General features: G+C 62.7%; 20 protein-coding genes. 7 read left to right on the plus strand and 13 right to left on the minus strand.

Annotated features, from left to right (window positions below; all coding sequences use genetic code 11):
* Positions 1–47 precede the first annotated feature (47 nt).
* From QCL65_RS18175 to QCL65_RS18190, 4 genes are read right to left on the minus strand one after another with little or no spacing between them, the layout of a single operon-like run.
* Complete coding sequence (locus QCL65_RS18175) at positions 48–314, minus strand: DUF5629 family protein (RefSeq protein ID WP_407311147.1); 267 nt, start codon at positions 312–314, stop codon at positions 48–50.
* 58 nt (positions 315–372) lie between these two features.
* Positions 373–1,953: an aldehyde dehydrogenase (NADP(+)) gene (locus tag QCL65_RS18180; RefSeq protein WP_407311149.1), complete on the minus strand. Its 1,581-nt coding sequence runs from the start codon at positions 1,951–1,953 to the stop codon at positions 373–375.
* A 13-nt stretch (positions 1,954–1,966) separates the two neighbouring features.
* Entirely contained in the window at positions 1,967–2,959 is a 993-nt protein-coding gene (gene araD1, locus QCL65_RS18185; protein ID WP_407311151.1) for an AraD1 family protein, read from the minus strand.
* Between the two features lie 22 nt (positions 2,960–2,981).
* Positions 2,982–4,292 (minus strand): MFS transporter, encoded by a 1,311-nt coding sequence (locus tag QCL65_RS18190; RefSeq protein WP_407311153.1) that lies wholly within the window; start codon positions 4,290–4,292, stop codon positions 2,982–2,984.
* A gap of 169 nt (positions 4,293–4,461) precedes the next feature.
* On the opposite strand from QCL65_RS18190, the gene QCL65_RS18195 reads away from it, so the two are divergent.
* Both QCL65_RS18195 and QCL65_RS18200 read left to right on the plus strand, forming a co-directional pair.
* Positions 4,462–6,201, plus strand: a complete 1,740-nt coding sequence (locus QCL65_RS18195; RefSeq protein WP_407311155.1) for an IlvD/Edd family dehydratase — start codon at positions 4,462–4,464, stop codon at positions 6,199–6,201.
* Between the two features lie 206 nt (positions 6,202–6,407).
* Complete coding sequence (locus tag QCL65_RS18200; RefSeq protein WP_407311157.1) at positions 6,408–7,121, plus strand: FadR/GntR family transcriptional regulator; 714 nt, start codon at positions 6,408–6,410, stop codon at positions 7,119–7,121.
* Between the two features lie 14 nt (positions 7,122–7,135).
* Here QCL65_RS18200 and QCL65_RS18205 read toward each other — a convergent pair whose 3' ends face one another.
* The 8 genes from QCL65_RS18205 to QCL65_RS18240 all read right to left on the minus strand — a co-directional run bounded on the left by QCL65_RS18205 (position 7,136) and on the right by QCL65_RS18240 (position 16,985).
* Entirely contained in the window at positions 7,136–9,469 is a 2,334-nt protein-coding gene (locus tag QCL65_RS18205; RefSeq protein WP_407311159.1) for an efflux RND transporter permease subunit, read from the minus strand.
* Complete coding sequence (locus tag QCL65_RS18210; protein ID WP_407311161.1) at positions 9,466–10,410, minus strand: WD40/YVTN/BNR-like repeat-containing protein; 945 nt, start codon at positions 10,408–10,410, stop codon at positions 9,466–9,468. Before QCL65_RS18210 ends, QCL65_RS18205 begins: the two co-directional genes overlap by 4 nt.
* Before the next feature lie 68 nt (positions 10,411–10,478).
* Positions 10,479–13,136, minus strand: a complete 2,658-nt coding sequence (gene pepN / locus QCL65_RS18215) for an aminopeptidase N (protein ID WP_407311163.1) — start codon at positions 13,134–13,136, stop codon at positions 10,479–10,481.
* Positions 13,137–13,149: 13 nt separating this feature from the next.
* Entirely contained in the window at positions 13,150–13,980 is an 831-nt protein-coding gene (locus QCL65_RS18220; RefSeq protein WP_407311165.1) for a DUF2797 domain-containing protein, read from the minus strand.
* The gene (locus tag QCL65_RS18225) at positions 13,977–14,237 is read right to left on the minus strand and encodes a YeaC family protein (protein ID WP_407311167.1); all 261 of its coding nucleotides are present in this window, start codon (positions 14,235–14,237) and stop codon (positions 13,977–13,979) included. The genes QCL65_RS18220 and QCL65_RS18225 overlap by 4 nt, the downstream gene beginning before the upstream one ends.
* Positions 14,238–14,251: 14 nt before the next feature.
* On the minus strand, positions 14,252–15,127 hold the full coding sequence (locus tag QCL65_RS18230) for a rhomboid family intramembrane serine protease (protein WP_407311169.1): 876 nt from the start codon (positions 15,125–15,127) through the stop codon (positions 14,252–14,254).
* Positions 15,124–16,095 (minus strand): metallophosphoesterase, encoded by a 972-nt coding sequence (locus tag QCL65_RS18235; protein WP_407311171.1) that lies wholly within the window; start codon positions 16,093–16,095, stop codon positions 15,124–15,126. The genes QCL65_RS18230 and QCL65_RS18235 overlap by 4 nt, the downstream gene beginning before the upstream one ends.
* Positions 16,095–16,985, minus strand: coding sequence for an NAD(+) kinase (locus QCL65_RS18240; RefSeq protein WP_407311173.1), 891 nt, complete (start codon positions 16,983–16,985; stop codon positions 16,095–16,097). Before QCL65_RS18240 ends, QCL65_RS18235 begins: the two co-directional genes overlap by 1 nt.
* Positions 16,986–17,128: 143 nt before the next feature.
* On the opposite strand from QCL65_RS18240, the gene QCL65_RS18245 reads away from it, so the two are divergent.
* Positions 17,129–18,085, plus strand: coding sequence for a DUF1853 family protein (locus QCL65_RS18245; protein ID WP_407311175.1), 957 nt, complete (start codon positions 17,129–17,131; stop codon positions 18,083–18,085).
* Between the two features lie 22 nt (positions 18,086–18,107).
* Here the strand turns inward: QCL65_RS18245 and QCL65_RS18250 are convergent, their stop codons facing one another.
* Complete coding sequence (locus QCL65_RS18250) at positions 18,108–19,043, minus strand: helix-turn-helix domain-containing protein (RefSeq protein ID WP_407311177.1); 936 nt, start codon at positions 19,041–19,043, stop codon at positions 18,108–18,110.
* A 567-nt stretch (positions 19,044–19,610) separates the two neighbouring features.
* Here QCL65_RS18250 and QCL65_RS18255 point away from each other — a divergent pair.
* From QCL65_RS18255 to nthA, 4 genes are all read left to right on the plus strand, one after another.
* Entirely contained in the window at positions 19,611–20,669 is a 1,059-nt protein-coding gene (locus QCL65_RS18255; protein WP_407311179.1) for a phenylacetaldoxime dehydratase family protein, read from the plus strand.
* An 83-nt stretch (positions 20,670–20,752) separates the two neighbouring features.
* Positions 20,753–21,619 carry a transporter gene (locus QCL65_RS18260; RefSeq protein WP_407311181.1) on the plus strand — a complete coding sequence of 289 codons (867 nt, stop codon included), beginning with the start codon at positions 20,753–20,755 and terminating at the stop codon, positions 21,617–21,619.
* Between the two features lie 180 nt (positions 21,620–21,799).
* Positions 21,800–23,314, plus strand: coding sequence for an amidase (locus QCL65_RS18265; protein WP_407311183.1), 1,515 nt, complete (start codon positions 21,800–21,802; stop codon positions 23,312–23,314).
* Positions 23,315–23,385: 71 nt separating this feature from the next.
* The gene (gene nthA, locus QCL65_RS18270) at positions 23,386–23,979 is read left to right on the plus strand and encodes a nitrile hydratase subunit alpha (RefSeq protein ID WP_407311185.1); all 594 of its coding nucleotides are present in this window, start codon (positions 23,386–23,388) and stop codon (positions 23,977–23,979) included.
* The last annotated feature ends 44 nt before the right edge of the window (positions 23,980–24,023 follow it).

Consider the following 24,023-nt stretch of genomic DNA (forward strand, 5'->3'; position numbering starts at 1 on the left):
GCTCGTTGGGGTCCGCAAGGACGTTGAGTGAACTCAACAGACAGCGTTCAGGCAGGGTCGGTTTCGTCGTCGCTGGCAGAAAAGGCATTCAGGCAAACAATCTTCTGCTGCCCGGCTTCGCCTTCTACGCTCCAGGTATCACCGTCGAGCGTCGCCGCAGCGACCGCCTGCGCGCTAAACGACCAGCGCTTGGGCTCGCGGCCGTCCATGGCCTCAGCGCGCAGGGCGCCCGCTTCGTCCAGGCTGAAGTCGAACACATGGAGGCCGTCGATCAGCAGCATCGGGTGGGTTTGCAAGGTTTCGAGAAAGGTCATGGGGCACCGGTTACCAAGTCAGGGGCCGCAGATGATAGCAGCCCTGACCTGGCAAGGCTTACAGCGCCTCGCGTGTGCTGACGCCATCGACCAAGCGCTGGATCGCCAATGGGTTGGCGTTGCGCAAGGCTTCCGGCAGGGCTTCGTCGGGGTAGTTCTGGAAACACACTGGGCGCAGGAAGCGATCGATGGCCAGGGTTCCCACCGAGGTGCCGCGGGGGTCGGAGGTCGCCGGGTAAGGCCCACCGTGGACCATCGCGTCACACACCTCGACCCCGGTGGGGTAGCCGTTGAGCAGAATCCGCCCAACCTTTTGCTCTAACAGCGCACTCAGCTCCGCGAACTGGCGCAGGTCCTGGGGCTCGGCGATCAAGGTGGCGGTCAGTTGGCCATGCAAGCCGTGCAGGGCTGCGCAAAGCTCGGCCTGATCGGCGACTTCGATCACCACCGTGGTTGGCCCAAAGACCTCTTCCTGCAAGACCTCGTGGCCTTCGAGCAACAGCCGCACGTCAGCCTTGAACAGCTGAGGCTGAGCCTGGTTGCCCTGCTGCTGGCTACCGGCCAAATGCGCGATGCCTTGTTGCTCGGCCAGGGCCTGCAAGCCGCGCCCATAACTGCGCAGGGTGCCGGCATTGAGCATGGTCTGGGCGGGCTGTGCGGCCAGATTGTCAGCCAGCTGTTGGACGAAAGCGTCAAAAGCCGGCGAGCGAATACCTAGGACCAGACCGGGGTTGGTGCAGAACTGCCCGCAACCCTGTACCACCGACGCACACAAGTCGCGGGCGATGGCCTCGCTGCGGGCGGCCAGGGCCTGCGGCAAGACGATCACCGGGTTAATACTGGACATCTCGGCGAACACCGGTATCGGCTGCGGGCGTGCGGCGGCCATGTCACACAATGCGCGGCCACCCTTGAGCGAACCGGTGAAGCCGACCGCCTGAATCGCCGGGTGTTTGACCAACCACTCACCCACGCCACCGCCATAAATCATATTGAACACACCGGCCGGCATGTCGGTGCGCTCAGCGGCGCGCAGCAAGGCATCGGCCACCCCTTCGGCGGTCGCCATATGACCGCTGTGGGCCTTGAACACCACCGGGCAACCGGCTGCCAGCGCTGCGGCGGTATCACCGCCGGCGGTGGAAAACGCCAAGGGGAAGTTGCTCGCGCCAAACACCGCCACCGGCCCCAGGCCAATGCGGTACTGGCGTAGGTCCGGGCGCGGCAATGGCTGGCGCTCGGGCAAGGCCCGGTCGATCCGTGCGCCATAGAAGTCGCCACGGCGCAGGACCTTGGCGAATAGGCGCATTTGCCCACTGGTGCGAGCGCGCTCGCCCTGGATACGCGCGGCGGGCAACGCCGTTTCGCGGCACACCGTGGCGACGAAATCGTCGCCCAGGGCGTCCAGCTCATCGGCGATCGCTTCAAGAAACTCAGCCCGGCGCGCAGCGCTCAGGCTGCGATACTCCGGGTAGGCCGCCGCTGCGGCAGTGGCCGCCTGGTCGACCTCCTGCTCGGTGGCTTGGTAAAACGTATAGGGCAAATTCTCGCCGGTGCTGGCGTCAACGCTGTAGACCAGGGTCGAACCGTTGGCGCTGCGTTGCCCGCCGATGTAGTTATGGCCTTGGATTTGGGACATGAACTGCCTCCTCTTAGAGTGTGCCAACCGTACCCGGCGCAAATGCCGCCGCAGCCGAACCTACGCTGTTGATCAATGGCGCGCCGAACTCGTTCAGGCTGATTTCAAAGCGGTCGCCCGGCTGCGTGGCGATGCCGTCGGCAAAAGACAGCGTCGCAGTGCCGAAGAAATGAATGTGCACATCGCCAGGGCGCAAGAACTGCGCGTACTTGAAATGGTGGTACTCCAAGTTGTCGAAGCTGTGGCACATGTTCGCTTCGCCACTGAGAAACTCTTTTTCCCAGAGCAATTCGCCGCCCCGATGAATACGGCTAGTCCCGGCCAGGTGCGAAGGCAATTCACCCACCCGCAGCTCCGGCCCATAGGCACAAGCGCGCAATTTCGAATGGGCCAGGTAGAGATAGTTCTGGCGCTCCATCACGTGGTCGGAAAACTCGTTGCCCAAGGCGTACCCCAGTCGATAGGGGCGTGAATCCGGGCCAATCACATACAAGCCCGCCAGCTCCGGTTCTTCGCCGGCGTCTTCGGCGAAGGGCGGCACCGGGAACGCGGCACCGGGTGCCACGACAATGCTGCCGTCGCCTTTGTAGAACCATTCGGGCTGCACACCGGCCTGGCCAGCGGCGGGTTTACCGCCCTCCACGCCCCATTTGAATATTTTCATGCTGTCGGTAATGGCCGCTTCGTCGCCCAGCTGCTGGTGCATCTTGTCGCGCGTGGCGGCGCTGCCCAGGTGAGTCAGGCCGGTGCCGGTGATCAGCATGTGCGCCGGGTCGCTGTGGTCCAGGGGCGGCAAAATGCGCTGTTGCTCCAGCAACTGCGGGTAGTCGTAATGGGTGCCCAAGCCCAGGGCATCGACCTGGCGAGCCAAACCACCACCGGCGGCAATCGCGGCCAGGGCCAGTTCGCGGACACTCTGGGTGCCCAATACTTCATGCACACGGTCGCCGTCGACCAGGCCGACCCGGCGCTCGCCGTTTTCCAACTGAAACTGTACTAAACGCATAGCAAAGCTCTCTCTGGCTAATTCAGGAACGGGCGCTGGCGGCGAACTTGTCGGCAGGCAGCACGTGGCGCCGTTCCAGCAATTGATAGACCACCCCGGTCAGGATGAAACCGAACACCAGCACCCCTGACAGGAAGTACAAACCACTGGCCAGGCTGCCGGTGTATTCCTTCAGCGCACCAATGACGAACGGGCCGATGTAGCCACCCAAGTTGCCCACCGAATTGATCAAGGCAATCCCGGCCGCCGCGCTGGCGCCGGCGAAAAAGCGCCCAGGCAGGGTCCAGAACACCGCCGTGCAGGAAAACAGCGCGAACGCCACCAGGCTTAGGGCCGCCAATTGCAGCACCGGCGTGCTCAACCAGGCGCTGAGAAACAGGCCCACGGCGCCCAGCACGTACAGCACAGCCAGGTGCCCGTAGCGGTCGTTGAGGCGGTCGGAGCTGCGCGGGATCAGCAGCAGGCCGATGATGCCGAACACGTAAGGCACGGCCGAGACAAAGCCGGTGGTCAGGTCGCTACCGCCGAATTGTTTGATCAGCGTCGGCAACCACAAGCCTAGCCCATAGATGCTCAAAGTGACGGGCAGGTAGAACAGCGCCAGCAGCAGCACGCGTTTGTCTTTCAGCGCATGTAGAGGGTTGCCATGGCGGGTCTGGCCGTATTGCTCCAGGTCCTTGTTCAGCTCCGCGGCCAGCCAGGTTTTTTCCTCGGCGCTGAGCCAGGTGACCTGCTGCGGGCTGTCGGGCAGCCAGCGCAGCACCGGCCAAGTCAGCAAAATAGCTGGGGTGCCGATGACGATGAACAGCCACTGCCACCCGTGCAGGCCGAAAATACCTTCCATGCCGAGCAAGCCGCCCGACACGGGGCCGGTGATCATCATGGCGATGGGTTGCGAAAGGATGAACAAGCCCAGGATCTTGCCGCGATGGCGCACTGGGAACCATTGGGTAATGTAGTAGAGCACGCCGGGAAAGAACCCCGCCTCGGCCGCGCCCAACAGAAAGCGCATCACATAGAAGCTGTGCGGGCCCTGCACGAAGGCCATGCCGATGGTGATCGCGCCCCAGGTCAGCATGATGCGGGCGAACCAGCGGCGCGCACCGAAGCGGTCGAGCATCAGGTTGCTGGGGATTTCGAAGAGGAAGTAACCGATGAAAAACAGCCCGGCGCCCAACCCGTAGGCGGCGTCGCCAATGCCGATGTCGGCGCCCATGTGCAGCTTGGCGAAGCCCACGGCGGAGCGGTCGACGTAGGCGATGAGGTACAGCAGGATCAAAAAAGGGATCAATTTCAGGGTGATGCGGCGTATTAACGCCAGTTCCTGGCTCATGGTGCGGTCTCCATATTGTTGTTGTTATGGAAGTACCAGGAGGTCTTTGCCGCCTGTGAATCGACTATATAGTAATACTATTTAACCGACAACGACTTCACACGGCGGCTTTTTAGGCCTATTTTATCCATCGGCGCCATAATTAAGTCTTACAATAAGAGAGCCTCCCATGCCAGATAAGAAACCCGTCCTGCGCTCAGCCGAATGGTTCGGCACGGCCGACAAGAACGGCTTTATGTACCGCAGCTGGATGAAAAACCAAGGCATTGCCGACCACCAGTTCCAAGGCAAGCCGATCATTGGCATTTGCAACACTTGGTCTGAGCTGACGCCGTGCAACGCCCACTTTCGTACCATTGCCGAGCACGTCAAACGGGGTGTTCTCGAAGCGGGTGGCTTTCCTGTCGAATTTCCAGTGTTCTCCAGCGGCGAATCGAACCTGCGCCCCACCGCCATGCTCACCCGCAACCTGGCCAGCATGGACGTCGAAGAGGCGATCCGCGGCAACCCCATCGACGGCGTGGTGTTGCTCACCGGCTGCGATAAAACCACCCCCGCCCTGTTGATGGGCGCCGCCAGTTGCGACGTGCCGGCCATCGTGGTCACCGGTGGGCCGATGCTCAACGGCAAGCACCATGGCAAAGACATCGGCGCCGGGACGATCGTCTGGCAGATGCATGAATCCTATAAAGCCGGGCAGATCAGCCTCGACGAATTCCTCTCGGCCGAAGCCGGCATGTCGCGCTCGGCCGGCACTTGCAACACCATGGGCACCGCCTCGACCATGGCTTGCATGGCCGAAGCCCTGGGCACCTCGCTGCCGCATAACGCGGCGATTCCGGCGGTGGATTCACGTCGCTATGTACTGGCCCATATGTCCGGCATGCGTGCGGTGGAAATGGTCCGCGAAGACCTGCGGCTGTCGAAAATCCTCACCCGCGAAGCGTTTGAAAACGCCATTCGGGTCAATGCCGCGATTGGCGGCTCGACCAACGCCGTGATCCATCTCAAGGCTATCGCCGGGCGCATTGGGGTTGATCTGGAACTGGACGACTGGACCCGCATTGGCCGCGGCACACCGACCTTGGTCGACCTACAACCGTCAGGGCGTTTCCTGATGGAAGAGTTTTACTACGCCGGTGGGCTACCCGCCGTGCTGCGCCGCCTGGGTGAACATCAGTTGATCCCCCACCCCCATGCGTTGACGGTGAACGGTAAGAGCCTGTGGGACAACGTCAAGAGCTCGCCTATTTATGGCGACGACGAAGTGATCCGCGCCCTCGACAACCCGCTGGTGGCGGACGGCGGTATCTGCGTCCTGCGCGGCAACCTGGCGCCACTGGGCGCAGTGCTCAAACCTTCCGCCGCCACGCCTGCATTGATGCGCCATCGTGGCCCGGCGGTGGTGTTCGAAAACTTCGACGAGTACAAGGCGCGCATCAACGACCCTGAGCTGGACGTCACGGCCGACTCGATCCTGGTGATGAAAAACTGCGGGCCCAAGGGCTACCCCGGCATGGCCGAGGTCGGCAACATGGGCCTGCCCGCCAAGCTGTTGGCCCAGGGCGTCACCGACATGGTGCGCATCTCCGACGCGCGCATGAGTGGCACGGCCTACGGCACCGTGGTCCTGCACGTGGCCCCGGAGGCCGCTGCGGGCGGGCCGTTGGCGGCTGTGCGCGAAGGGGACATGATCGAACTCGATTGCAGCACCGGGCGTCTGCACCTGGACGTAACCGATGCCGAGCTCCAGGCGCGGCTGGCGGATTGGCAACCCCCGGCCCCCGCGTTATTGGCGGGCGGCTACCGCCAGCTGTACATTGACCATGTGATGCAGGCCGACCAAGGCTGTGATTTCGACTTCCTGGTGGGCTGCCGGGGTTCGGAGGTGCCGCGGCATTCCCATTGACCTCCCGAGGGGCCTCAGCCCTGTAGGAGGGGCCCTGTAGGAGGGGCCTCAGCCCCGAGCTCTTAACGTTCAATGGTGAAGTGAAGAAAGAGCAAAAGATCGGGGGCAAGCGGAACGCCGCCCGGCCCCCTCCTACGCGTTGCCGTAGGGGGGGCTTGCCCCCGATCTTTTTGCTATCATCGCTGCTCCCCGCGACAGGATCACCCATGGACTACCGCCAACCCTCCGAACGCAAAAGCATGCACGCGCGCATCGTTCAGGACCTCGGCATGCAGATCGTCTCTGGGCGCTTCAAACCGGACGATAAGCTACCCGCCGAAACCCTGTTATGCGAAGAGTACGCGGTCAGCCGGCCCGTGCTGCGCGAGGCCACGCGGGTTTTGGTGGCCAAGGGCTTGGTCTATTCCAAGCCGAGGGTCGGCTCAGTGGTCAAGGCCCGGCGCGAGTGGCACATGCTCGACCCCGACGTGCTGCACTGGCTGATGCAGAGCTCGCCGCAGAACGAATTTTTCGCCCTGCTCACCAGTGTCCGCAGCATTATCGAGCCGGCAGCCGCAGCGCTGGCCGCGCAGCACGCCAGCGACGCCGAAGTGGCCTCGATCGGTGAAGCCTTCGCGCGCATGGAAGCGGCCGACTCGCCCGAAGCCATCTTGCAGCCCGACCTGGACTTCCACAGCCGTATTGCCGATGCCACCCATAACGACCTGCTGGCGCACCTGTGCAACATGCTCTCGCTGGCCCTGCGCGAAGCGCTGAAACACTCCAACCGGCGGCCGAACCTGCATGAATTGGCGCTGCCGCGGCACAAGGCGATCCTTACGGCGATCGAAAACCGCGATGCATTGGGCGCCCGCCATGCCACCCTGGTGCAGTTGGACGACGCCCGCAATGCCTTGAGCGTGGTCTTGGGCCGTGACTGAAGCGCCCACGGCCGCTAGCGCTTGTGCAGCAGCCACGCCAAAGCCGGCAGTAACCACAAGGCCCCCAGCATGTTCCACAGCAACAAAAAGGTCAGCATCAGGCCCATGTCAGCCTGAAACTTGATCGGTGAAAACACCCAGGTCGCCACGCCTGCGGCCAGGCACAAGCCGGTGAACAGCACCGCGCGGCCGGTGGAGCGCAGCGCCTGATAATAGGCTTGCTGCAGGGGCAACCGGCTGCGCAGCAAGCCTTGCAGACGGCTGTACAGGTAGATGCCGTAGTCGACCCCAATGCCCACGCCCAAGGCCACCACCGGCAGGGTCGCCACCTTCACGCCGATACCCAGCCACGCCATCAGGGCGTTGCCCAGCACCGACGTCAGCAGCAACGGCAACACGATGCATAGCATGGCCGCCAGTGAACGAAAGGTTACCAGGCACATCAAGCCCACACACCCGTACACCCACAACAGCACCGCCCACTCGGCGTTTTTGATCACCTCGTTGATGGCGGCTTCGATGCCGGCATTGCCTGCCGCCAGCATGAACGCCAGGCCCTCGCGGTCATGGCTGGCGGCGAAGGTTTGCACGACCTGCACCACCCGTTCCAGGGTGTCGGCCTTGTGGTCATCGAGCAATACCAACAGCGGCGCCAGCGAACAGTCGCTGTTGTACAGGCCATCGGCGCGGGCGACGGCGCTATCGAGCAAGGCTTGGTTGCGCGACAGGCTTTGCCATTTCAGGTTGCCCTCGTTCAGGCCTTTGATCGCCTGCTTGGCGACCGTCACCAGGGACTGGGTCGACTGCACGCCGGGGGTGCCTTCCAGCTCCGCCATTAGCTCATCCATGGCCGCCAGGGTGGCGTACTGCGAACAACCGTCGGCCGCCGTCTTGACCATCACCACCAGCACATCCGAGCGGGTCGAATAGTGCTCGAGCATAAAGGCGTTGTCTTGGTTATAGCGCGAGCTTGGACGCAGCTCCGGGGCCCCTGGGTCGAGGTCACCCACCTGCAACCGCTGGCCGTACCACAGCCCCGCGCCCAACGCGAGCAATGCAATGCCCAGCGACCACGGCGCTACCCGTGGGCTGGCAGCGTGAGCCAAGCCCCGCCAGAACGGCTGCTCACGCCCGGCGTCGCGCTGGCGACGGGCGATGGCGCGGTGGCTGATGCCCACATAGGAGATCGCCACCGGCAGCACGATCAGGTTGCTGAGGATAATCACGGCGACGCCCATCGAGGCCCCCAAGGCCAACTCACGGATCACCCCGATGTCGATCACCAGCAAGCTGGCAAACCCTATGGCGTCCACCAGGATCGCCACCATTCCCGGCCAGAATAACTGCGCAAACGCCTGCCGAGCGGCCGTCAGCGGGCTGTCGGCAGTGCCCGCCTGCAGGGTGATGACGTTAATTTTTTGCACACCGTGGGAGATGCCGATGGCAAAGATCAGAAACGGCACCAGCATCGAGTACGGGTCCAGGCCCAAACCCGCCAGGTGCATCAGGCCCAATTGCCAAACCACGGCCATCAGCGTGGTCGCGAGCACCGCGACGGTACTGCGCAGGCAGCGGGTAAACCCATAGAGCAACGCCAGGGTAATCAAGACCACGCCAGCAAAGAACAGCGTGACCACAGCCAGGCCATCGATCAGGTCGCCGACCTTTTTCGCAAAGCCGGTAATGTGCACTTCAACGTTGGGGTTCTGCGCCTGGGCCCGTTGGCGGATGCGGCTCTCCATCTGCTGCGATAACCTCTGGTAGTCGAGGGTTAGCAGTTGCCCTGGGGATTGCGGGTCTGGGTAAGCCTCCAGCAACGGCACTTCGACGATGCTCGAGCGCAAATCATTGGCCACCAGGCGGCCGACCTCACCCGACCTGAGCAGGTTATCGCGCAGCTGTTGCAGGCTGTCCGGGGAGCCGTCGTAGGTGTGGGGAATCACCGTGCCACCGGCGAAACCGGCCTCGGTCACCTCGTTCCAGCGCACGCCGGGGCTCCACAGCGAACGCAGCCCTGCGCGTTCGGCCCCAGGCAGGTAAAAGGCCTCGTCGTGCACCTGGCGCAGGGTCTCCAGGTACGCAGGGTCGAACATATCCCCCTGGCGGGCCGCTACGCCGATACGCACGGTATTGCCTAGGTTGGCCAAGTCGTCGCGGTGCTCCAGCATGCGCTGGATGAACGGATGCTGCAGGGGGATCATTTTTTCGAAACTGGCAGACGGCCGAAGCAAACTGGCCTGGTAAAACAACAACAAGCTGAGCACACCGCACAGGGCGATCACCCAAAGCCGATGGCCGAAGATCAGCCGCTCCAGGGCTGAACCGCGCGGGTCGTGGGCCGCGCTCATGGTGGGCTGGCCTGGCCGGCGGTCACCTGCACCCCGCCCTCCCCGGCCAGCGCCAGCCCACCCGCAGGCAAGCCCACCACGGCGGCCAGGGCGCGGCGGTCCGAGCGCTGCACGGCGGTAAAATGCACGCCGTCGTCGTCACTGCGCAACAGCGTGCCTGCATTGCCCACCACCACCAGGCTACCTGCAGCCAGACGGGTAGCGCCTGCCAGGCTGGCTGTCGCGCTTCCCTCTACCCTCACCGGCTGCCAGCGGTCGCCGAAATCATCGGAGCGCCACAAGTTGCCCTGCAAGCCGTAAACGAGCAACGTGCGCGGCCGCCCTGTGGCGATCACGCCAAACAGCGAGCCCGCATAGGGGCTGGCCACGGCGACCCAGCTGCGCCCGGCGTCGCGGGAGCGGAACAGGCTACCCTGCTCACCCACCAACACCAGGCCGGCGTCCTTGACCTCAGCCAGGCCGTTGAGGTGCAGTTGCTCGGGGTTGTCGAGGCGCTCACTGACGTCCTGCCAATGGGCACCGCCGTCGTGGGTTTCCAGCAACGCCCCATAGGCCCCCACGGCCAGGCCGTGGTGAGCATCCTGAAACCACACGTCGAGCAGCGGCGCCTCACGCTGGCGGTCTTCGTATTGGCGCGCCCAGGTGGCGCCGGCATCGGCGCTGTACAAGATTTGCGCGTCGTGGCCCACGGCCCAGCCGTGTTGCCCATCGACAAAATACACCGCCGTGAGCATCTGCCGGGTCGGCACCTGGGCCGCCTGCCAACTGGCGCCTTGGTCGTCAGAGTAAAGAATGCGCCCACGCTCGCCCACCGCCACCAGGCGCTCGCCGACCACGGCGAGGTCCAATAGCAGGGTATGGGCGGGGGGTGGTGCGGCGAGGTTGGGTAGGCTGACCAGGGCCAGGGCCAACCCCAGTACGGCAATCAGGGCCCTGGCCATAGCTGTCCTCGGGCATCGGGTTTATCGAGACAAACCCTCGCGAGCGGGCGCCCGCGAGGGTTCAGACGTCACGCCAAGCTCTTGCTCACCACCTCAAAGACATCTGCCGACAGCTTGCCGGACGCCAGAATGCGTTCCAGCTCGCCCTTCATCAACGCCTGTCGAGCGCTGTCGTACTTGCGCCAGCGGGTCAGCGGCGACAGTTGCCGTGAGGCGATTTGCGGGTTGAGCGCGTTGAGCTCGATCACCAGGTCGGCGAGGAAGCGATAACCCGAACCGTCGGCGGCGTGGAAGTTGATCAGGTTTTGCCCGGCAAAGGCGCCGATCAGGGCACGTACTTTGTTGGGGTTCTTCAGGGTGAAGGCTGGGTGTTGCATCAACGCCTTGACCCGCTCCAAGCCACCTGGCAAGCCGCTGGCGGCTTGCACGCTGAACCACTGGTCCATGACCAACGGGTTGGCCTTGAAGCGCTCGGCGAACTCGGCCAGCACCTGGGCGCGCTCGGCTTCGAACGGCGAGTTGACCAACACCGCCAGGGCGGTCAGGCGCTCGGTCATGTTGTCGCAGTGTTCGTATTGGTCGAGGGTAGCCGCCACGACCTCAGCCTTGCCGGTGAGCATCAGGTACGACAGCGCGATGTTCTGCAGCGCGCGGCGGGCAAAGTGCTCGGCCTCGGCCACGTACGGGGTCACCTTGGACACCTCGCGGTTAGCCGTGTAGCGCGCCCACAGCGGTTCGAACAACTGTTCGGCGAGTTGCTGGCGGGCGAATTCGCGGGCCGCGTGGATGGCCTCGACATCGGCCACTTCGCTGATTTCCGCCAAGTAGGCTTCGCTCGGCAACGACAGCATTTCAGCCACCATCGCCTGGTCCAGGCTGGCATCTTCGAGCAGGGTGCGCAGCGCGGTCGCCAGGCGTGGGTCGAACACCAAGGCTTCGCCGCGCTGGTGCTGGCCGATCAGTTCTTGCAGCACCTGCACCGACAACTGCTGGCCAGCGTCCCAGCGGTTGAAGCCATCGCTGTCGTGCTGCATGAGGAACATCAACTGGTCGCGGTCGTAGGGGAAGCTCAAGCGTACCGGTGCGCTAAAGCCACGCAGCAGGGACGGCAACGGCTGCTCGCGAACGTCGACAAAGGTGAAGGTTTGCTCGGCCTCGGTCACCGAGAGCACCCGGCTGGTGCCGCTGGCGCTGGCTTCGCCTTGCAGGCGCAACGGGATCTCCCCGCCCTGGGCGTTGAGCAGGCCCAGTTCCACCGGGATCACCAAGGGCAGTTTTTCGCCGTTGTCCGGGGTCGGTGGGCAGCTTTGGCGGAAGGTCAGGCGGTATTCGCCCTGGGCCGCATCGTACGCCTCACTGACCGCCAGGCGCGGTGTGCCGGCCTGGCTGTACCAGCGCTTGAACTGGGTCAGGTCAGCGCCGTTGGCGTCTTCCATGGCCTTGATAAAGTCGTCGCAGGTCACGGCCTGGCCGTCATGGCGCTCGAAGTACAGGTCGCTGCCGCGGCGGAACCCGTCGGCGCCCAGCAGGGTGTGGAGCATGCCGACCACTTCCGAGCCCTTCTCATACACAGTGAGGGTGTAGAAGTTGGAAATCTCGATAAAGCTGTCCGGGCGCACAGCGTGGGCCATGGGCCCGGCGTCTTCGGCGAATTGGTGGGTGCGCAGGTAGGCAACGTCCTGGATCCGTTTGACCGTGGCCGAGTTCATGTCGGCCGAGAAGCCGGCATCGCGGAACACGGTGAAACCTTCTTTAAGCGACAGCTGGAACCAGTCGCGGCAGGTGACGCGGTTACCCGACCAGTTGTGGAAGTATTCGTGGGCCACGATGGCCTCGACCCGCTGGTGCGCCGCGTCGGTGGCGGTTTCGGCGCGGGCCAGCACGGCACTGGAGTTGAAGATATTCAACCCTTTGTTTTCCATGGCGCCCATGTTGAAGTCGTTGACCGCGACGATCATAAAGATGTCCAGGTCGTACTCGCGGCCGTAGGCTTGTTCATCCCAACGCATGGATTTTTTCAGGCTGTCCATGGCGTGCTGGCATTTGTCGATGTTTTCTGGCTCGACGTAAATGCGCAGCGCCACTTCCCGCGCGGACTGGGTGGTGAAGGTGTCTTCCACGCACCAGAGGTCACCGGCTACCAGGGCGAACAGGTAGGCAGGCTTCTTGAACGGGTCTTCCCAGGTCGCCCAGTGCCGGTCTTCACCTTCTGGCCCACTGGCCACCGGGTTGCCGTTGGAGAGCAGGATCGGGTAAGCCTGCTTCGCCGCACTCAGGGTGGTGGTGAAGCGGCTCATCACGTCGGGGCGGTCAAGGTAGTAGGTGATCTTGCGAAAGCCTTCGGCTTCGCATTGGGTACAGAACATACCGCCAGACTTGTACAGGCCTTCGAGCGCCGTGTTGGTTTCCGGGTGGATACGCACGCTGGTGTCGACCGTGAAATTCTCGGCCGTAGGTTGCAGGGTCAGGTGGCTGTCATCCAGCTGGTAGTCGGCCGGTTGCAGTTGCACGTCGCCCAGGCTCACCGACAACAGCTCCAGGGCTTGGCCGTCGAGCACCAAAGGTGGCAGGCCAGCGCCGCGCTCCGGGTTGCGGCGCATCACCAACTGGGTGTGGACCAAGCTGTGGTCGTCGAACAACTCGAAGGTCAGGTGGGTTTCGTCGATCAGGTAGTCGGGCGCCTGATAGTCTTTGAGGTAAATCATTTTCGGCTGGTCGGTACGCATGGGGGCATCCTGTTTAGTGATGCACGGCGAGCTGGTACGCCGTGTATTTGCGAATATTGATCACGCCGGTATCGAAGATCAGGTACTGGCCCTTGATGCCCAGCAGCGTGCCTTCGGCCACTGGATTTTTATCGAGATTGAAGCTGACGATCTTGCTCGGGTACGCCGCCACCGGGTAGCGGATATCGAGCGGCGCCACCTCGACAATGGGCTGAATGGCCTGCAGGCCGAAACGCGCTTGCAATGCGCTGACGCCCTGGGCACAGCTGTCGAAGAGTTGCTCGCGCACCGCTAGCAGGTCCACCGCCGCCGCGTCGCCCTTGAGCAAGGCCCGCCAGTTGGTGCGGTCCGCCACTTGCGAGCGAAACAGGTCTTCGACCAGCCCGGACTGCTGCCGAGTGGCGACGCGCATGATCGGTAGCGCCTGGATAGCGCCCTGGTCGAGCCAACGGGTCGGCAGTTGGGTGGCGCGGGTAATGCCCACTTTGATACCCGATGAATTGGCCAGGTACACCACGTGGTCCGTCATGCAGAACTGCTCGCCCCAACTCGGCTCACGGCAGGTGCCGTGCTCGTAGTGGCAGCGTTCGGGGCTCATGATGCACAGGTCGCACTGGGCCAGCTTGGTCATGCAGGGGTAGCAATAGCCCTGGCTGAAACTGGTTTTGGTGCGGCGCCCGCAATGGCTGCAATGGATCGCACCGAGAAATTCCAGGCGTAAGGTTTGGCCGATCAGCGGGTTGACCGCCACTTCGCTGTCGCCCACGCGCAGGGTGTACTGCACGGTGGGGCCTTCCAGGCGGGTCGACATTTTGCTAACCGCGCCGCGAGCGATCTCGTTCAATGGATCGCATCCGACTTGAACAGAATATTGGCCACCGGCGCAGATTTTGAGCTGCACTCCTGCGGGCCCATATACCCGGTGCGCTGGTCTTCCGGCAGGTTCTTCGCTTCCCAGGCGATCAACGCCTGCAACGACAGGGCTTTCTGCTCGGCGGAGAGCTTGCGGCCGTCGGACCATTTACCGATTTCCACCGCCAGTTTCAGGCTTTCGTAGATCTCGGGGGTGATGTTTTCGATCATGTGAGCAAACGAGGTCATGGCGACTCCAGAAATTAACGGCTTAGTCTACGGCGTGCGAGGGCGCCACCCAAGAGGCCAGTCAAGCAACCGGCCAATAATCCGCCGACGTGGGCGGCATTGGCGATTTCGCCGAAGCCCAGCGCCCCCACCACCCCACTCATGCACACCAGCAACCACACCAACATCATAACCAACACGCCACGGGGCAGATGGTAATGGGCATTGGGCGCCAACCATTGGTACAACCAGCAGTGCCCGAGCAGGCCATACAGCACACCCGACAAACCGCCGAACAGGCTTGGCCCGCCCACCGCATACTGGGCATAGTTGGACACCAGGCTGAATATGAGGGTCAGCCCCACCAAGCTCAAGTGGCCCTGGCGTTGCTCGATGCGCCTGCCCAGCTCCCAGTACCACAGCCCATTCATGGCCAGGTGGAGGATGCCGAAATGCACCAGCATCGGCGTGATCAGGCGCCACCATTGGCCGCCGGCCAGGCTACTGGCCAGGCTGTCGAAATAGATGTATTCACCTTCGACGTGGAAGTCCAGAAACGTCAGCCAGCGCAAATGCGCCAGGTCTTCACCGAGCCAGGTGAGGGCCGCCACCACCACACTGAGCAACAGCACCACCGCCGTGACCGGGTTGCTCCGGGCCTGGGCGAGCAAGCTCGGCCGCGCCGCCGGGGCCAAGGCCGGCAAGGCGCTGGTGTCGACCTCGGCGTTGCCGTCGGGGTAGCGCTGGTACAGCTCGCGCACGCTGTCGGCGCTCCAGCGCGGGTCGATCCACAGCACTTGGGCGTCGCCCTCTTCGGTGACCCGGTGCGGCACCTGCAGGCGGCGTAACAGGCCAACGAAGCCGCTGAGGTCGATACTTAACGGCTGACGAAATACTTCTAACTTGCTCATCGCAGGGCTTCCGGGCGTTCAACGTCGACCCAGACGAATTTACCAGGGTCGATACGGGTTTCCTGGTCCAGCCGGTAGGCCACCAGCTTGCCGTAGAGTACGGCGCTGTAGTCGAGGCAGGCCAGGTTGGGGCGAATCGGTGCAGGCCGGCCGCTGCGCCAGTAGTGGCCGACGAATAACAGCGGCTCATCGACGCCATAGCGCAGCAGCGCGTTCTTCTGCCCGGTACTCAGCGGCGTACTGGCCACCGCTTCCGGCAGCGCGTCGGGCTGGAAGACAATGTCGCCATAGGTCTGCGGGTTGTCTTCCCAGAACTTAGTGCGGAAAAACGAGCGGGTCAGGCCATCGCCGCCGGTTAGGGTCAGGCCATCGGGCAGGCGCATATCGGTGCCGCGCAGCAGGCGGTCAAACACATTGCAGGCGTAACTGCCCGGCACTGCAGCGGCCTGGACGAAATGCTCATCGACGCAGCCACTGGGGAACGGCCCGCGCAGGCTGGCGATCAGGGTGTTGTCCCAGCAGGCATGAACCACACGAAAGCGCCCGGCGTCGATGAACAGCGGCATCTGGTAAAACCATTGCACGAACTCGTCCCATTCCAGCGGGTGATGGGCGAACTGGGTCAGCGTGGCTTCGATCAAGCGCTCATGGCGTGGCGTGTGTTCGCGCACGTACTGCTTGCCACTGCCCGGCGGCGCGGGGGTCGCCCAGCCCAGGGCATTGAATTCATGGTTGCCCATGATGCAATGGGCCTGGCCGGCCTCGGCCATGTCGTGGACGATGTGCAACGCTTCGCGAATGCGCGGGCCGCGGTCGATGATATCGCCGAGGAACAGCGCCTGGCGCCAGGGGTGCCGCCACACCCCGGCCTGGCGCCGATAGCCGAGGGTGTCCAGCAGGTGCTCGAGGGTGTGCGCACAGCCGTGCACATCACCGATCAAGTCATAACTGCGTGCCGGGTCGAGCATCAGTCGCCCCCGCCCCCGAGGCGGCTGCCCCAGCCGAGTTTGGTGCGGCACACCTCATAGTAGTTGTGGTCCAGAGGGTGAATCAGGCGCAGTTTCTGCGGTTTTTTGCTGACGGTGATGGTGTCGCCGGGGGCACAGGTGAAATGGTTCTGGCCGTCGCACGAGACCTGCGGGTAGATGGTCATGTCGCGGGCAACAACGATCTTCAGTTCACTGTTGCCGTCGACCACGATGGGCCGGCCCGATAAGGTGTGCGGGTACATCGGCACGATGACGATGGCGTCCAGCTTGGGGTGCATGATGGGGCCGCCCGCCGACAGCGCATAGGCGGTGGAGCCGGTCGGGGTGGCGACGATCAGGCCGTCGGCCTTCTGGCTGCAGACGAACTGGCCATCGATGTAGATCTCGAATTCGATCATGCGGGTCGACTTGCCGGGGTGCAGCACCACATCGTTCAAGGCATCGCCCTGGCCGATGGCCTCCCCGTGACGGCGCACTTCGGCCTGAAGTAAAAAGCGGTTTTCCACCAGGTAGTGGCCGTCGAGCACCTCAGCCACCTTGACTTCCAGTTCGTCGGGGCGAATGTCGGTGAGAAAACCCAGGCTGCCGCGGTTGATACCCAGCACCGGAATATTGTGCCGAGCCAACGCGCGAGCGGCCCCGAGCAAGCTGCCATCACCGCCGACGACGATGACCAGGTCGCACACCTCGCCGAGCATTTTGCGTGACGAGGTCTGCAGGCTATGGCCTGGCAACACTTCGGCAATGGTGTCCTCGAGAATCACGTGCAACTGACGCTCCAGCAGAAACTTTTTCAAGCGCCGGATGGTGTCGAGGACCTGGGAGCTGCCGAGGCGGCCAATGATGCCAATATTGCGAAACTGCTCCATGGGGCTCCCGCCTAATTCTGGAATACGGTTGAAAGGTATTAACCCGTACTCTTTTTGCATTCTGATGTGACAGCGATTATGGGGTAAAGCGCCAGGCAGGACAAAAAGCTTTGCACCGGCGAGCAAACCGTTATGCTCGCAGCATGAACCTGTTCCCTACCCTGCACGCCCTGCCCCGCCTGCTGCACCAGCCTGAAGTGCGCGATTTGGCGTGGGCGATCCTGGCCCCACCGATGCTGGCCCAGGCGCCGTGGCGGCAACGCCACCCGCTGGCCGCCAGCGACTGGGCCAGCGCGCCTGAAGCGCTGGAGGCCTGGCTCTGGGCGCTGGACGCCGAGCCGCAACCGCTCCGCGACTGGCTGGCCCGTGGCCCGACCCGGCGCCTGGGGCTGTATTACGAGCGGCTGTGGCAGTTCGCCTTGGACCAGGCCCCGGGGGTGGAGCTGCTGGCGGCCAATCTGCCGATCCGCCAAGGCAACCTGACGCTCGGCGAATTGGACATCCTGCTGCGCGACCGTGAAGGCGAGCACCATATCGAGCTGGCCATCAAGCTCTATTTGGGCCCGCTGGTGGGCGGCGAGGACCCCGCCCAGTGGCTGGGGCCGGGCTGCCAGGACCGCCTGGGGCGCAAGCTGAGCCACCTGGCCGAGCATCAGTTGCCCATCTCGGCGCGCCCGCAAAGCCGCGCAGCCCTGGCAGGGCTAGGCCTCGAACAGCCCCAGGCGCACCTGTGGCTGGCGGGCTATCTGTTTTACCCCTGGCCTGGCGCTGGTGCCGCTGCCCCCGCGGGCGCTCACCCTCAGCACCTGCAAGGCGCCTGGTTGTTCCAGCGGCAATGGCGGCAGTTCGCCGGGCAATGCCCGCCCGGGCGTTGGCAACCCTTGCCGCGCCAGGCCTGGCTGGCGCCTGCGCGGTGCAGCGCGGCAGAGGTTTGGACAGCTGAGCAATTCGAGGCCTGGCTAACCGAACTCGACCCGCTGGCCCCTGCGCAACTGTTGGTGCGGCTGGTCGAGGGCAAAGACAGTGACTGGCACGAGGCCCAGCGATTGTTTTTAGTCGCCGATGTGTGGCCGAATCTACCGGGTAAGCCTCGCCATTAGTGGCGCTGAGGCCTGGGCAAAGTCAATTGCGGCGTAAAAGCGTATTCGGCGCCACACCAAATGCTTTGCGAAACGCATGGCTGAAATGGGAAAAGTCAGAAAACCCGAAATCCAGGGCCGCCTCGGACACGCTGCGCACCTGGCCGCGTTCGATCGCTTCTCGGCTGGCATTCAGGCGCTCTTTCCAAATCTCTGCAACGGGGGTTTTCTGGTAGCGGGCGAAGGCCCGCGTAACGGTCCGGGTGGACACATTGTGCGCCTTGGCGATGGCATCGATCGACAGGTCGGGCTCGCTCAAGTGTCGTTGGATGTACTTCATGATGCGGCCGTAGAGGTCCATCTCTTGGTGGCTGGTTTTCAGGTCCTGGAGTTCCAGGCTGATCACCAGCAGATCCAACAAAGCACTTGAGTACCGATTCGAGATCCGCTCGTTCTGCAGCGATGCAGGCGTGCTCGCGGCCTGATGCAGCAATTCGCGTAAGGGAACGACACCCGGGCGCCGGTCGTCGAGGACCAGCGCGGTGTACTCGGCAATACGCGGCAGGCGCTCGGTGAGCAACGCTCTGGGAATACGGATCAAGTGGTTTTCGGTACCGCCCAGGCTGAAACGAAACGTCTGAGTTGCGTCATAAAGAAACAAATCGCCCGTTGCCAGGCTTGCTTTTCTTGAGCCTTGTTCTATCTGCCCGTGGCCATTTCGAGCGAAACCCAACCATAAATCTTCGGCCGGGCCGCTGCGCAGGTGCTGCGCGGAACGCTCCCAGTAATGCAACGGCGAAGACAGCGAGCAGATGTCCAGCTCGCCGACGGTATTAACCGTGAGCGAGCCATCGAAACTGCCCTGGGACAAGTGTTTGCTATCGGCCGCCAGGCAGTGGCGACAGACCACTTCTTTCCAATAATCAAACCGACGGGGTGGCGAAACAGCTAGGGTCGAATACTGAGAGCTTGGGTTCATGACACTGACCTCGACAATGATCCAAGAGACGCTCGAGAAGTTGTAGCGTGCGACCAGTTTTCACCCATGAAAAGCAATTAACAGGCCAAGCGCAGTGGCAGGCCTGCTCGAATACGCTGCCATGGCATTTGCAGCGCAACTTCCAGCTGCCTTCGGCGGCTGTGCCCCGCCGCATCCGTCACCATTTAAGGGCACAGCACATTACTCAGGCGGCTCACGCGCACCAGCGCGGTTCACGGTGGAACTTGCGCCTGGGCCATGTCTTTTCCAACCAAATGGTTGTCTCGCCGAACAAAGCGCACCCTCCTCGCCCAGCCTAATTTCCACCCCACAGCAGCTCAATCCCCGCTGATGAGGTACGCCATGCATCGACACTATTCCCAACGATTCGCTGATTCCTACTGGTTTCTGCAACGGCGCGACCTTGCACCTGAAGAGTCGGCTTATTGGCTGATTGAATGTTGTGCCATGCATCTGCTGCAGCGCCGGCAGATCGCCAAACGCAACCTCCCAGCGCCGCGCTGACGCCCACCCGTAGGCCTGAACGATAATAACCAGGAGCTCAATATGGAATCTGCAATCGACACACATCTCAAATGCCCACGCACCCTGTCCCGCCGTGTACCGGACGAGTATCAACCGCCGTTCCCTATGTGGGTCGCGCGCGCTGACCAGCAGCTGGAACAAGTGGTGATGGCTTATCTGGGCGTGCAATATCGCGGCGACGCCCAGCGCGAGCCCGCATTGCAGGCGATGCGTCACATCGTTGGCAGTTTCAGCCTGCCAGATGGCCCGCAGAGTTATGATTTGACCCACCACACCGACAGCAGCGGCTTTGATAATTTGATTGTGGTCGGCTACTGGAAAGACCCGGCCGCCCACTGTCGCTGGTTGCGCTCACCCCAAGTGAATGACTGGTGGAGTTCGCCGGATCGGCTCGCTGAAAGCCTGGGTTATTTCCGCGAAATCACCGCGCCGCGCAGCGAGCAGTTCGAGACGCTGTACGCGTTTCAGGAGAACCTACCGGGTGTCGGCGCGGTAATGGACACAACCAGTGGAGAGATCGAAGAACACGGCTACTGGGGTTCGATGCGCGACCGTTTCCCGATCTCCCAGACTGACTGGATGAAGCCCACCAGCGAGCTGCAAGTGATCGCGGGTGACCCGGCCCAGGGCGGACGGGTTGTGGTTCTGGGGCATGACAACCTTACCCTGATTCGTTCCGGCCAGGACTGGGCAGATGCTGAAGCAGAGGAGCGCTCGCTCTACCTCGACGAAATCTTGCCGACGTTACAGGACGGCATGGACTTCCTGCGGGACAACGGCCAGGCGTTGGGCTGCTACAGCAACAGGTTCGTGCGCAATATCGACCTGGACGGCAACTTTCTCGACCTGAGCTACAACATCGGTCACTGGCGCTCGGTGGAGAAACTCGAGCGCTGGGCTGAATCGCACCCGACCCACCTGCGTATTTTCGTAACGTTTTTCCGGGTGGCCGCCGGTTTGAAGAAGTTAAGGCTGTACCACGAAGTGTCCGTGTCAGACGCCAAGAGTCAGGTGTTCGAGTACATCAACTGCCATGCGCAGACCGGCATGTTACGCGACGCGCTGCCGCCAACCACCTGATCGCCATCGGCGCTTACCTCCCCCATCTCTGCCGCCTTGCCACCCTCGTCGGGTGGCCGGCTTCCCTGTGCGAGGAATAAATGATGCATAAGATCCGCCTGCTGACCCTCTCTACCCTATTGCCCGCGCTTCACGCCAACGCCGGCGAAGTGGCGCCCGGCGATTATGAGCAATACCCAATCGGCGCGACTATCGGGGCGATTTATTACCAGCACGCCACCACGGACTCGGCCTATAACGATGGACGCAAGATCAGCTCTGACTTCAAGGTGCGCTCTGACGTCGGCATCCTGCGTCTGCTGCATGTGTACGCACTCTCTGACACCGTCACCATCGACCCGCAGTTTCTGTTGCCTTTCGGGTACGTCTCCGGCGCAAGCGACGCCTCAGCGCTGGGTAGTACCCGCGGCGTTGGCGACTTGATCCTCACCGCGCCGGTCAAATGGCGGCTCAACGAAGCCCGCGACACCCTCAGTATCGCCCCCTATCTGTATGTGCCTACGGGTACGTACGACAAGGAGGACGCGCTCAATCTCGGCGAGAACCGCTGGAAATTCGAACTGCAGAGTGCCTACGTCAAACACTTCGGCGAAAAATGGGCGGTGGACCTGGTTGGCGGCGCGACCTGGTATGGCGACAACACGGATTTCGGTGCAAATGCCGACCGTATGGAGCAGGACGTTTCTTACGCAGCACAGATCATGGGGCGTTACATGCCAGACGCCAGCACCGCGTTGGGTATCGGCTTCGGGCGCACCTGGGGCGGCGAGACGAACGTTGAGCAGGTCGATCAGAACAACGAGCTGGGCACCACCAACTTCCGCCTCACCGCGACTAAATTCGTCACCCCCCAAGATCAGCTCCAACTGCAACTGGGTAGGGACCTCTCGGTGGACAACGGCACCAAGGAAGACTTGCGCATTAACCTGCGTTACGCGCGCATTTTTTAACCCAAGGTGCTGCGGCTACCTGCCCTTTGCGGCTTTACCCAGCGGTGTCCGCCTCAGCCAAATCGATGTCTTGCTCAACCAAGCCCGCGACTGGCAGCGCGGACTATCTTGAGCGCCAGGCCCACTTGTATTGATGAGCAGCAGTGCTCTTCGGCCATTTACGATAAGGACAGCCCAACCATGCCCATTGTTCGCCCCAGCCTTGAACAGCTATTGGACGTATCGAGCAGCCTGCACATGCAGATCACTGCCGAGCAAGCCCACGAATACCTGGCGCTCATGCAGCCTAGCTTCGATGCTTATGACCTGATTGACGAGCAGCCTGACTTCATTCCACCGGTGCGTTACCAACGCAGCTCGGGCTATCGACCCTCGGCTGCCAACAACCCGTTGAACGCCTGGTACTACCGAACGGAAGTCTGCGGTGCCGGTGAAGGCAAGCTGGCCAATAGAACAGTCGCACTCAAGGACAATATTTCACTCGCGGGCGTACCCATGATGAACGGTGCAAAGCCCCTTGAGGGCTTCGTCCCATCATTCGATGCCACGGTTGTCTCCCGATTGCTCGATGCCGGCGCAACCATTCTCGGCAAGGCCACCTGCGAGCATTACTGCCTATCCGGTGGTAGTCACACGAGTGATCCGGCGCCGGTGCACAACCCCTATCGCCACGGATTTGCCTCGGGAGGGTCGTCTTCCGGCAGCGCAGCACTGGTTGCCGCGGGCGAGGTCGACCTGGCAGTCGGCGGCGACCAAGGCGGGTCAATCCGAATTCCTTCGGCCTTCTGCGGCACGTACGGGATGAAGCCGACCCACGGCCTGGTGCCTTACAGCGGGATCATGGCCATCGAAGCGACTATCGATCATGCCGGGCCCATTACGGCAAACGTACGGGACAACGCTCTGATGCTGGAGGTCATGGCGGGAGCCGATGGCCTCGACCCGCGCCAGGCCGCGCCTCAGGTCGACGCTTACAGTGATTACCTGGAACGCGGTGTAAGCGGGCTAAGGATCGGCGTCCTGCGCGAAGGCTTTGAATTGGCCAACCAGGACCCGCGTGTCGCCTCCTCTGTACGCAATGCCATCGATGCATTGGCTCGGCTGGGCGCGCACGTCGAAGAGGTGTCGGTGCCTGAGCACAAGCTGGCAGGTTCGTTGTGGCACCCCATCGGCTGTGAGGGCCTGACGATGCAGATGATGCACGGCAATGGAGCCGGCTTTAACTGGCAAGGGTTATATGACCTGGGGTTGTTGGACAAACAGGCCGGCTGGCGCGATCAGGCCAATGACCTGTCCGCCTCGCTCAAGCTGTGCATGTTCGTCGGGCAATACGGTCTGCAGCGCTACAACGGCCGTTTCTACGCCAAGGCACAAAACCTCAGACGCCTGGCCCGTGCCGGTTATGACGCGGCATTGGCGCGCTACGACCTGCTGGTCATGCCGACCGTGCCGATCATTGCCCAGCCGCACCCGCAGCCCGGTTGCTCGATCACCGAGTACGTGGCCCGGGCGCTGGAAATGATCGGCAATGCCTCTGCACAGGACATCACGGGCCATCCGGCCATGTCGATTCCCTGCGGCCTGGTAGACGGTTTACCTGTCGGGCTGATGCTGGTGGGCAAACACTATGCCGAAGGCACGATTTACCAGGCTGCCGCAGCGTTCGAGGCGTCTGTCGACTGGAAAAACTGTTAGCCGGCCCTGCAGCGCAAAAAAGACCAAGCCGCCAGGCGCTGCCTTGAAGCTCAACGATGAGGAACCCACCGATGACCACCGCAGAAAAAAAACCATCAACCCCAGGCGAACGCGCGCAGGCGCTACTGCAAGTGCTCAAGCAGAAGGACCTGATCCCCGATGGCTATATCGAGCATATGACACAGCTGATGGCACACCAATGGAGCCCGGATAACGGCGCCCGGGTTGTGGCCAAGGCCTGGGTAGACCCGCAGTTTCGTGAACTCCTGCTCAGAGATGGCACCGCCGCGTGCGCCCAATTCGGTTACACCGGCCCGCAGGGTGAATACATTGTTGCGCTGGAGGACACGCCCAGTGTGAAAAACGTGATTGTGTGCAGCCTCTGCTCCTGCACCAATTGGCCCGTCCTGGGCCTGCCGCCGGAGTGGTACAAGGGCTTCGAGTTCCGCGCCCGCCTGGTTCGCGAAGGGCGCACCGTGCTGCGGGAGTTGGGCACGGAGCTGCCAGACGAGGTGGCCATCAAGGTGTGGGACACCAGCGCCGAAAGCCGCTATCTGGTGCTGCCTATGCGGCCAAAGGGCAGCGAAGCCATGGATGAAGAGGCGCTTCGAAAATTGATTACCAAGGATGTCCTTATTGGCGTAGCGCTACCGTACGTCGCGTAGCCGGGGATCTCTGTTTATTTCAATTTTCATTCACCACTACAGAG

The organism is Pseudomonas sp. nanlin1 (genome assembly GCF_045571515.1).
Taxonomy (GTDB): domain Bacteria; phylum Pseudomonadota; class Gammaproteobacteria; order Pseudomonadales; family Pseudomonadaceae; genus Aquipseudomonas.

Coding starts and splice junctions, on each gene's coding strand:
- QCL65_RS18230 (WP_407311169.1), bottom strand. CDS start 15,127: ATGAGCAAGTTAGAAGTATTTCGTCAGCCGTTAAGTATCGACCTCAGC.
- QCL65_RS18245 (WP_407311175.1), top strand. CDS start 17,129: ATGAACCTGTTCCCTACCCTGCACGCCCTGCCCCGCCTGCTGCACCAG.
- QCL65_RS18180 (WP_407311149.1), bottom strand. CDS start 1,953: ATGTCCCAAATCCAAGGCCATAACTACATCGGCGGGCAACGCAGCGCC.
- QCL65_RS18260 (WP_407311181.1), top strand. CDS start 20,753: ATGCATAAGATCCGCCTGCTGACCCTCTCTACCCTATTGCCCGCGCTT.
- QCL65_RS18240 (WP_407311173.1), bottom strand. CDS start 16,985: ATGGAGCAGTTTCGCAATATTGGCATCATTGGCCGCCTCGGCAGCTCC.
- QCL65_RS18205 (WP_407311159.1), bottom strand. CDS start 9,469: ATGAGCGCGGCCCACGACCCGCGCGGTTCAGCCCTGGAGCGGCTGATC.
- QCL65_RS18175 (WP_407311147.1), bottom strand. CDS start 314: ATGACCTTTCTCGAAACCTTGCAAACCCACCCGATGCTGCTGATCGAC.
- QCL65_RS18250 (WP_407311177.1), bottom strand. CDS start 19,043: ATGAACCCAAGCTCTCAGTATTCGACCCTAGCTGTTTCGCCACCCCGT.
- QCL65_RS18235 (WP_407311171.1), bottom strand. CDS start 16,095: ATGCTCGACCCGGCACGCAGTTATGACTTGATCGGTGATGTGCACGGC.
- QCL65_RS18195 (WP_407311155.1), top strand. CDS start 4,462: ATGCCAGATAAGAAACCCGTCCTGCGCTCAGCCGAATGGTTCGGCACG.
- QCL65_RS18210 (WP_407311161.1), bottom strand. CDS start 10,410: ATGGCCAGGGCCCTGATTGCCGTACTGGGGTTGGCCCTGGCCCTGGTC.
- QCL65_RS18265 (WP_407311183.1), top strand. CDS start 21,800: ATGCCCATTGTTCGCCCCAGCCTTGAACAGCTATTGGACGTATCGAGC.
- araD1 (WP_407311151.1), bottom strand. CDS start 2,959: ATGCGTTTAGTACAGTTTCAGTTGGAAAACGGCGAGCGCCGGGTCGGC.
- QCL65_RS18190 (WP_407311153.1), bottom strand. CDS start 4,292: ATGAGCCAGGAACTGGCGTTAATACGCCGCATCACCCTGAAATTGATC.
- pepN (WP_407311163.1), bottom strand. CDS start 13,136: ATGCGTACCGACCAGCCGAAAATGATTTACCTCAAAGACTATCAGGCG.
- QCL65_RS18225 (WP_407311167.1), bottom strand. CDS start 14,237: ATGACCTCGTTTGCTCACATGATCGAAAACATCACCCCCGAGATCTAC.
- QCL65_RS18255 (WP_407311179.1), top strand. CDS start 19,611: ATGGAATCTGCAATCGACACACATCTCAAATGCCCACGCACCCTGTCC.
- nthA (WP_407311185.1), top strand. CDS start 23,386: ATGACCACCGCAGAAAAAAAACCATCAACCCCAGGCGAACGCGCGCAG.
- QCL65_RS18200 (WP_407311157.1), top strand. CDS start 6,408: ATGGACTACCGCCAACCCTCCGAACGCAAAAGCATGCACGCGCGCATC.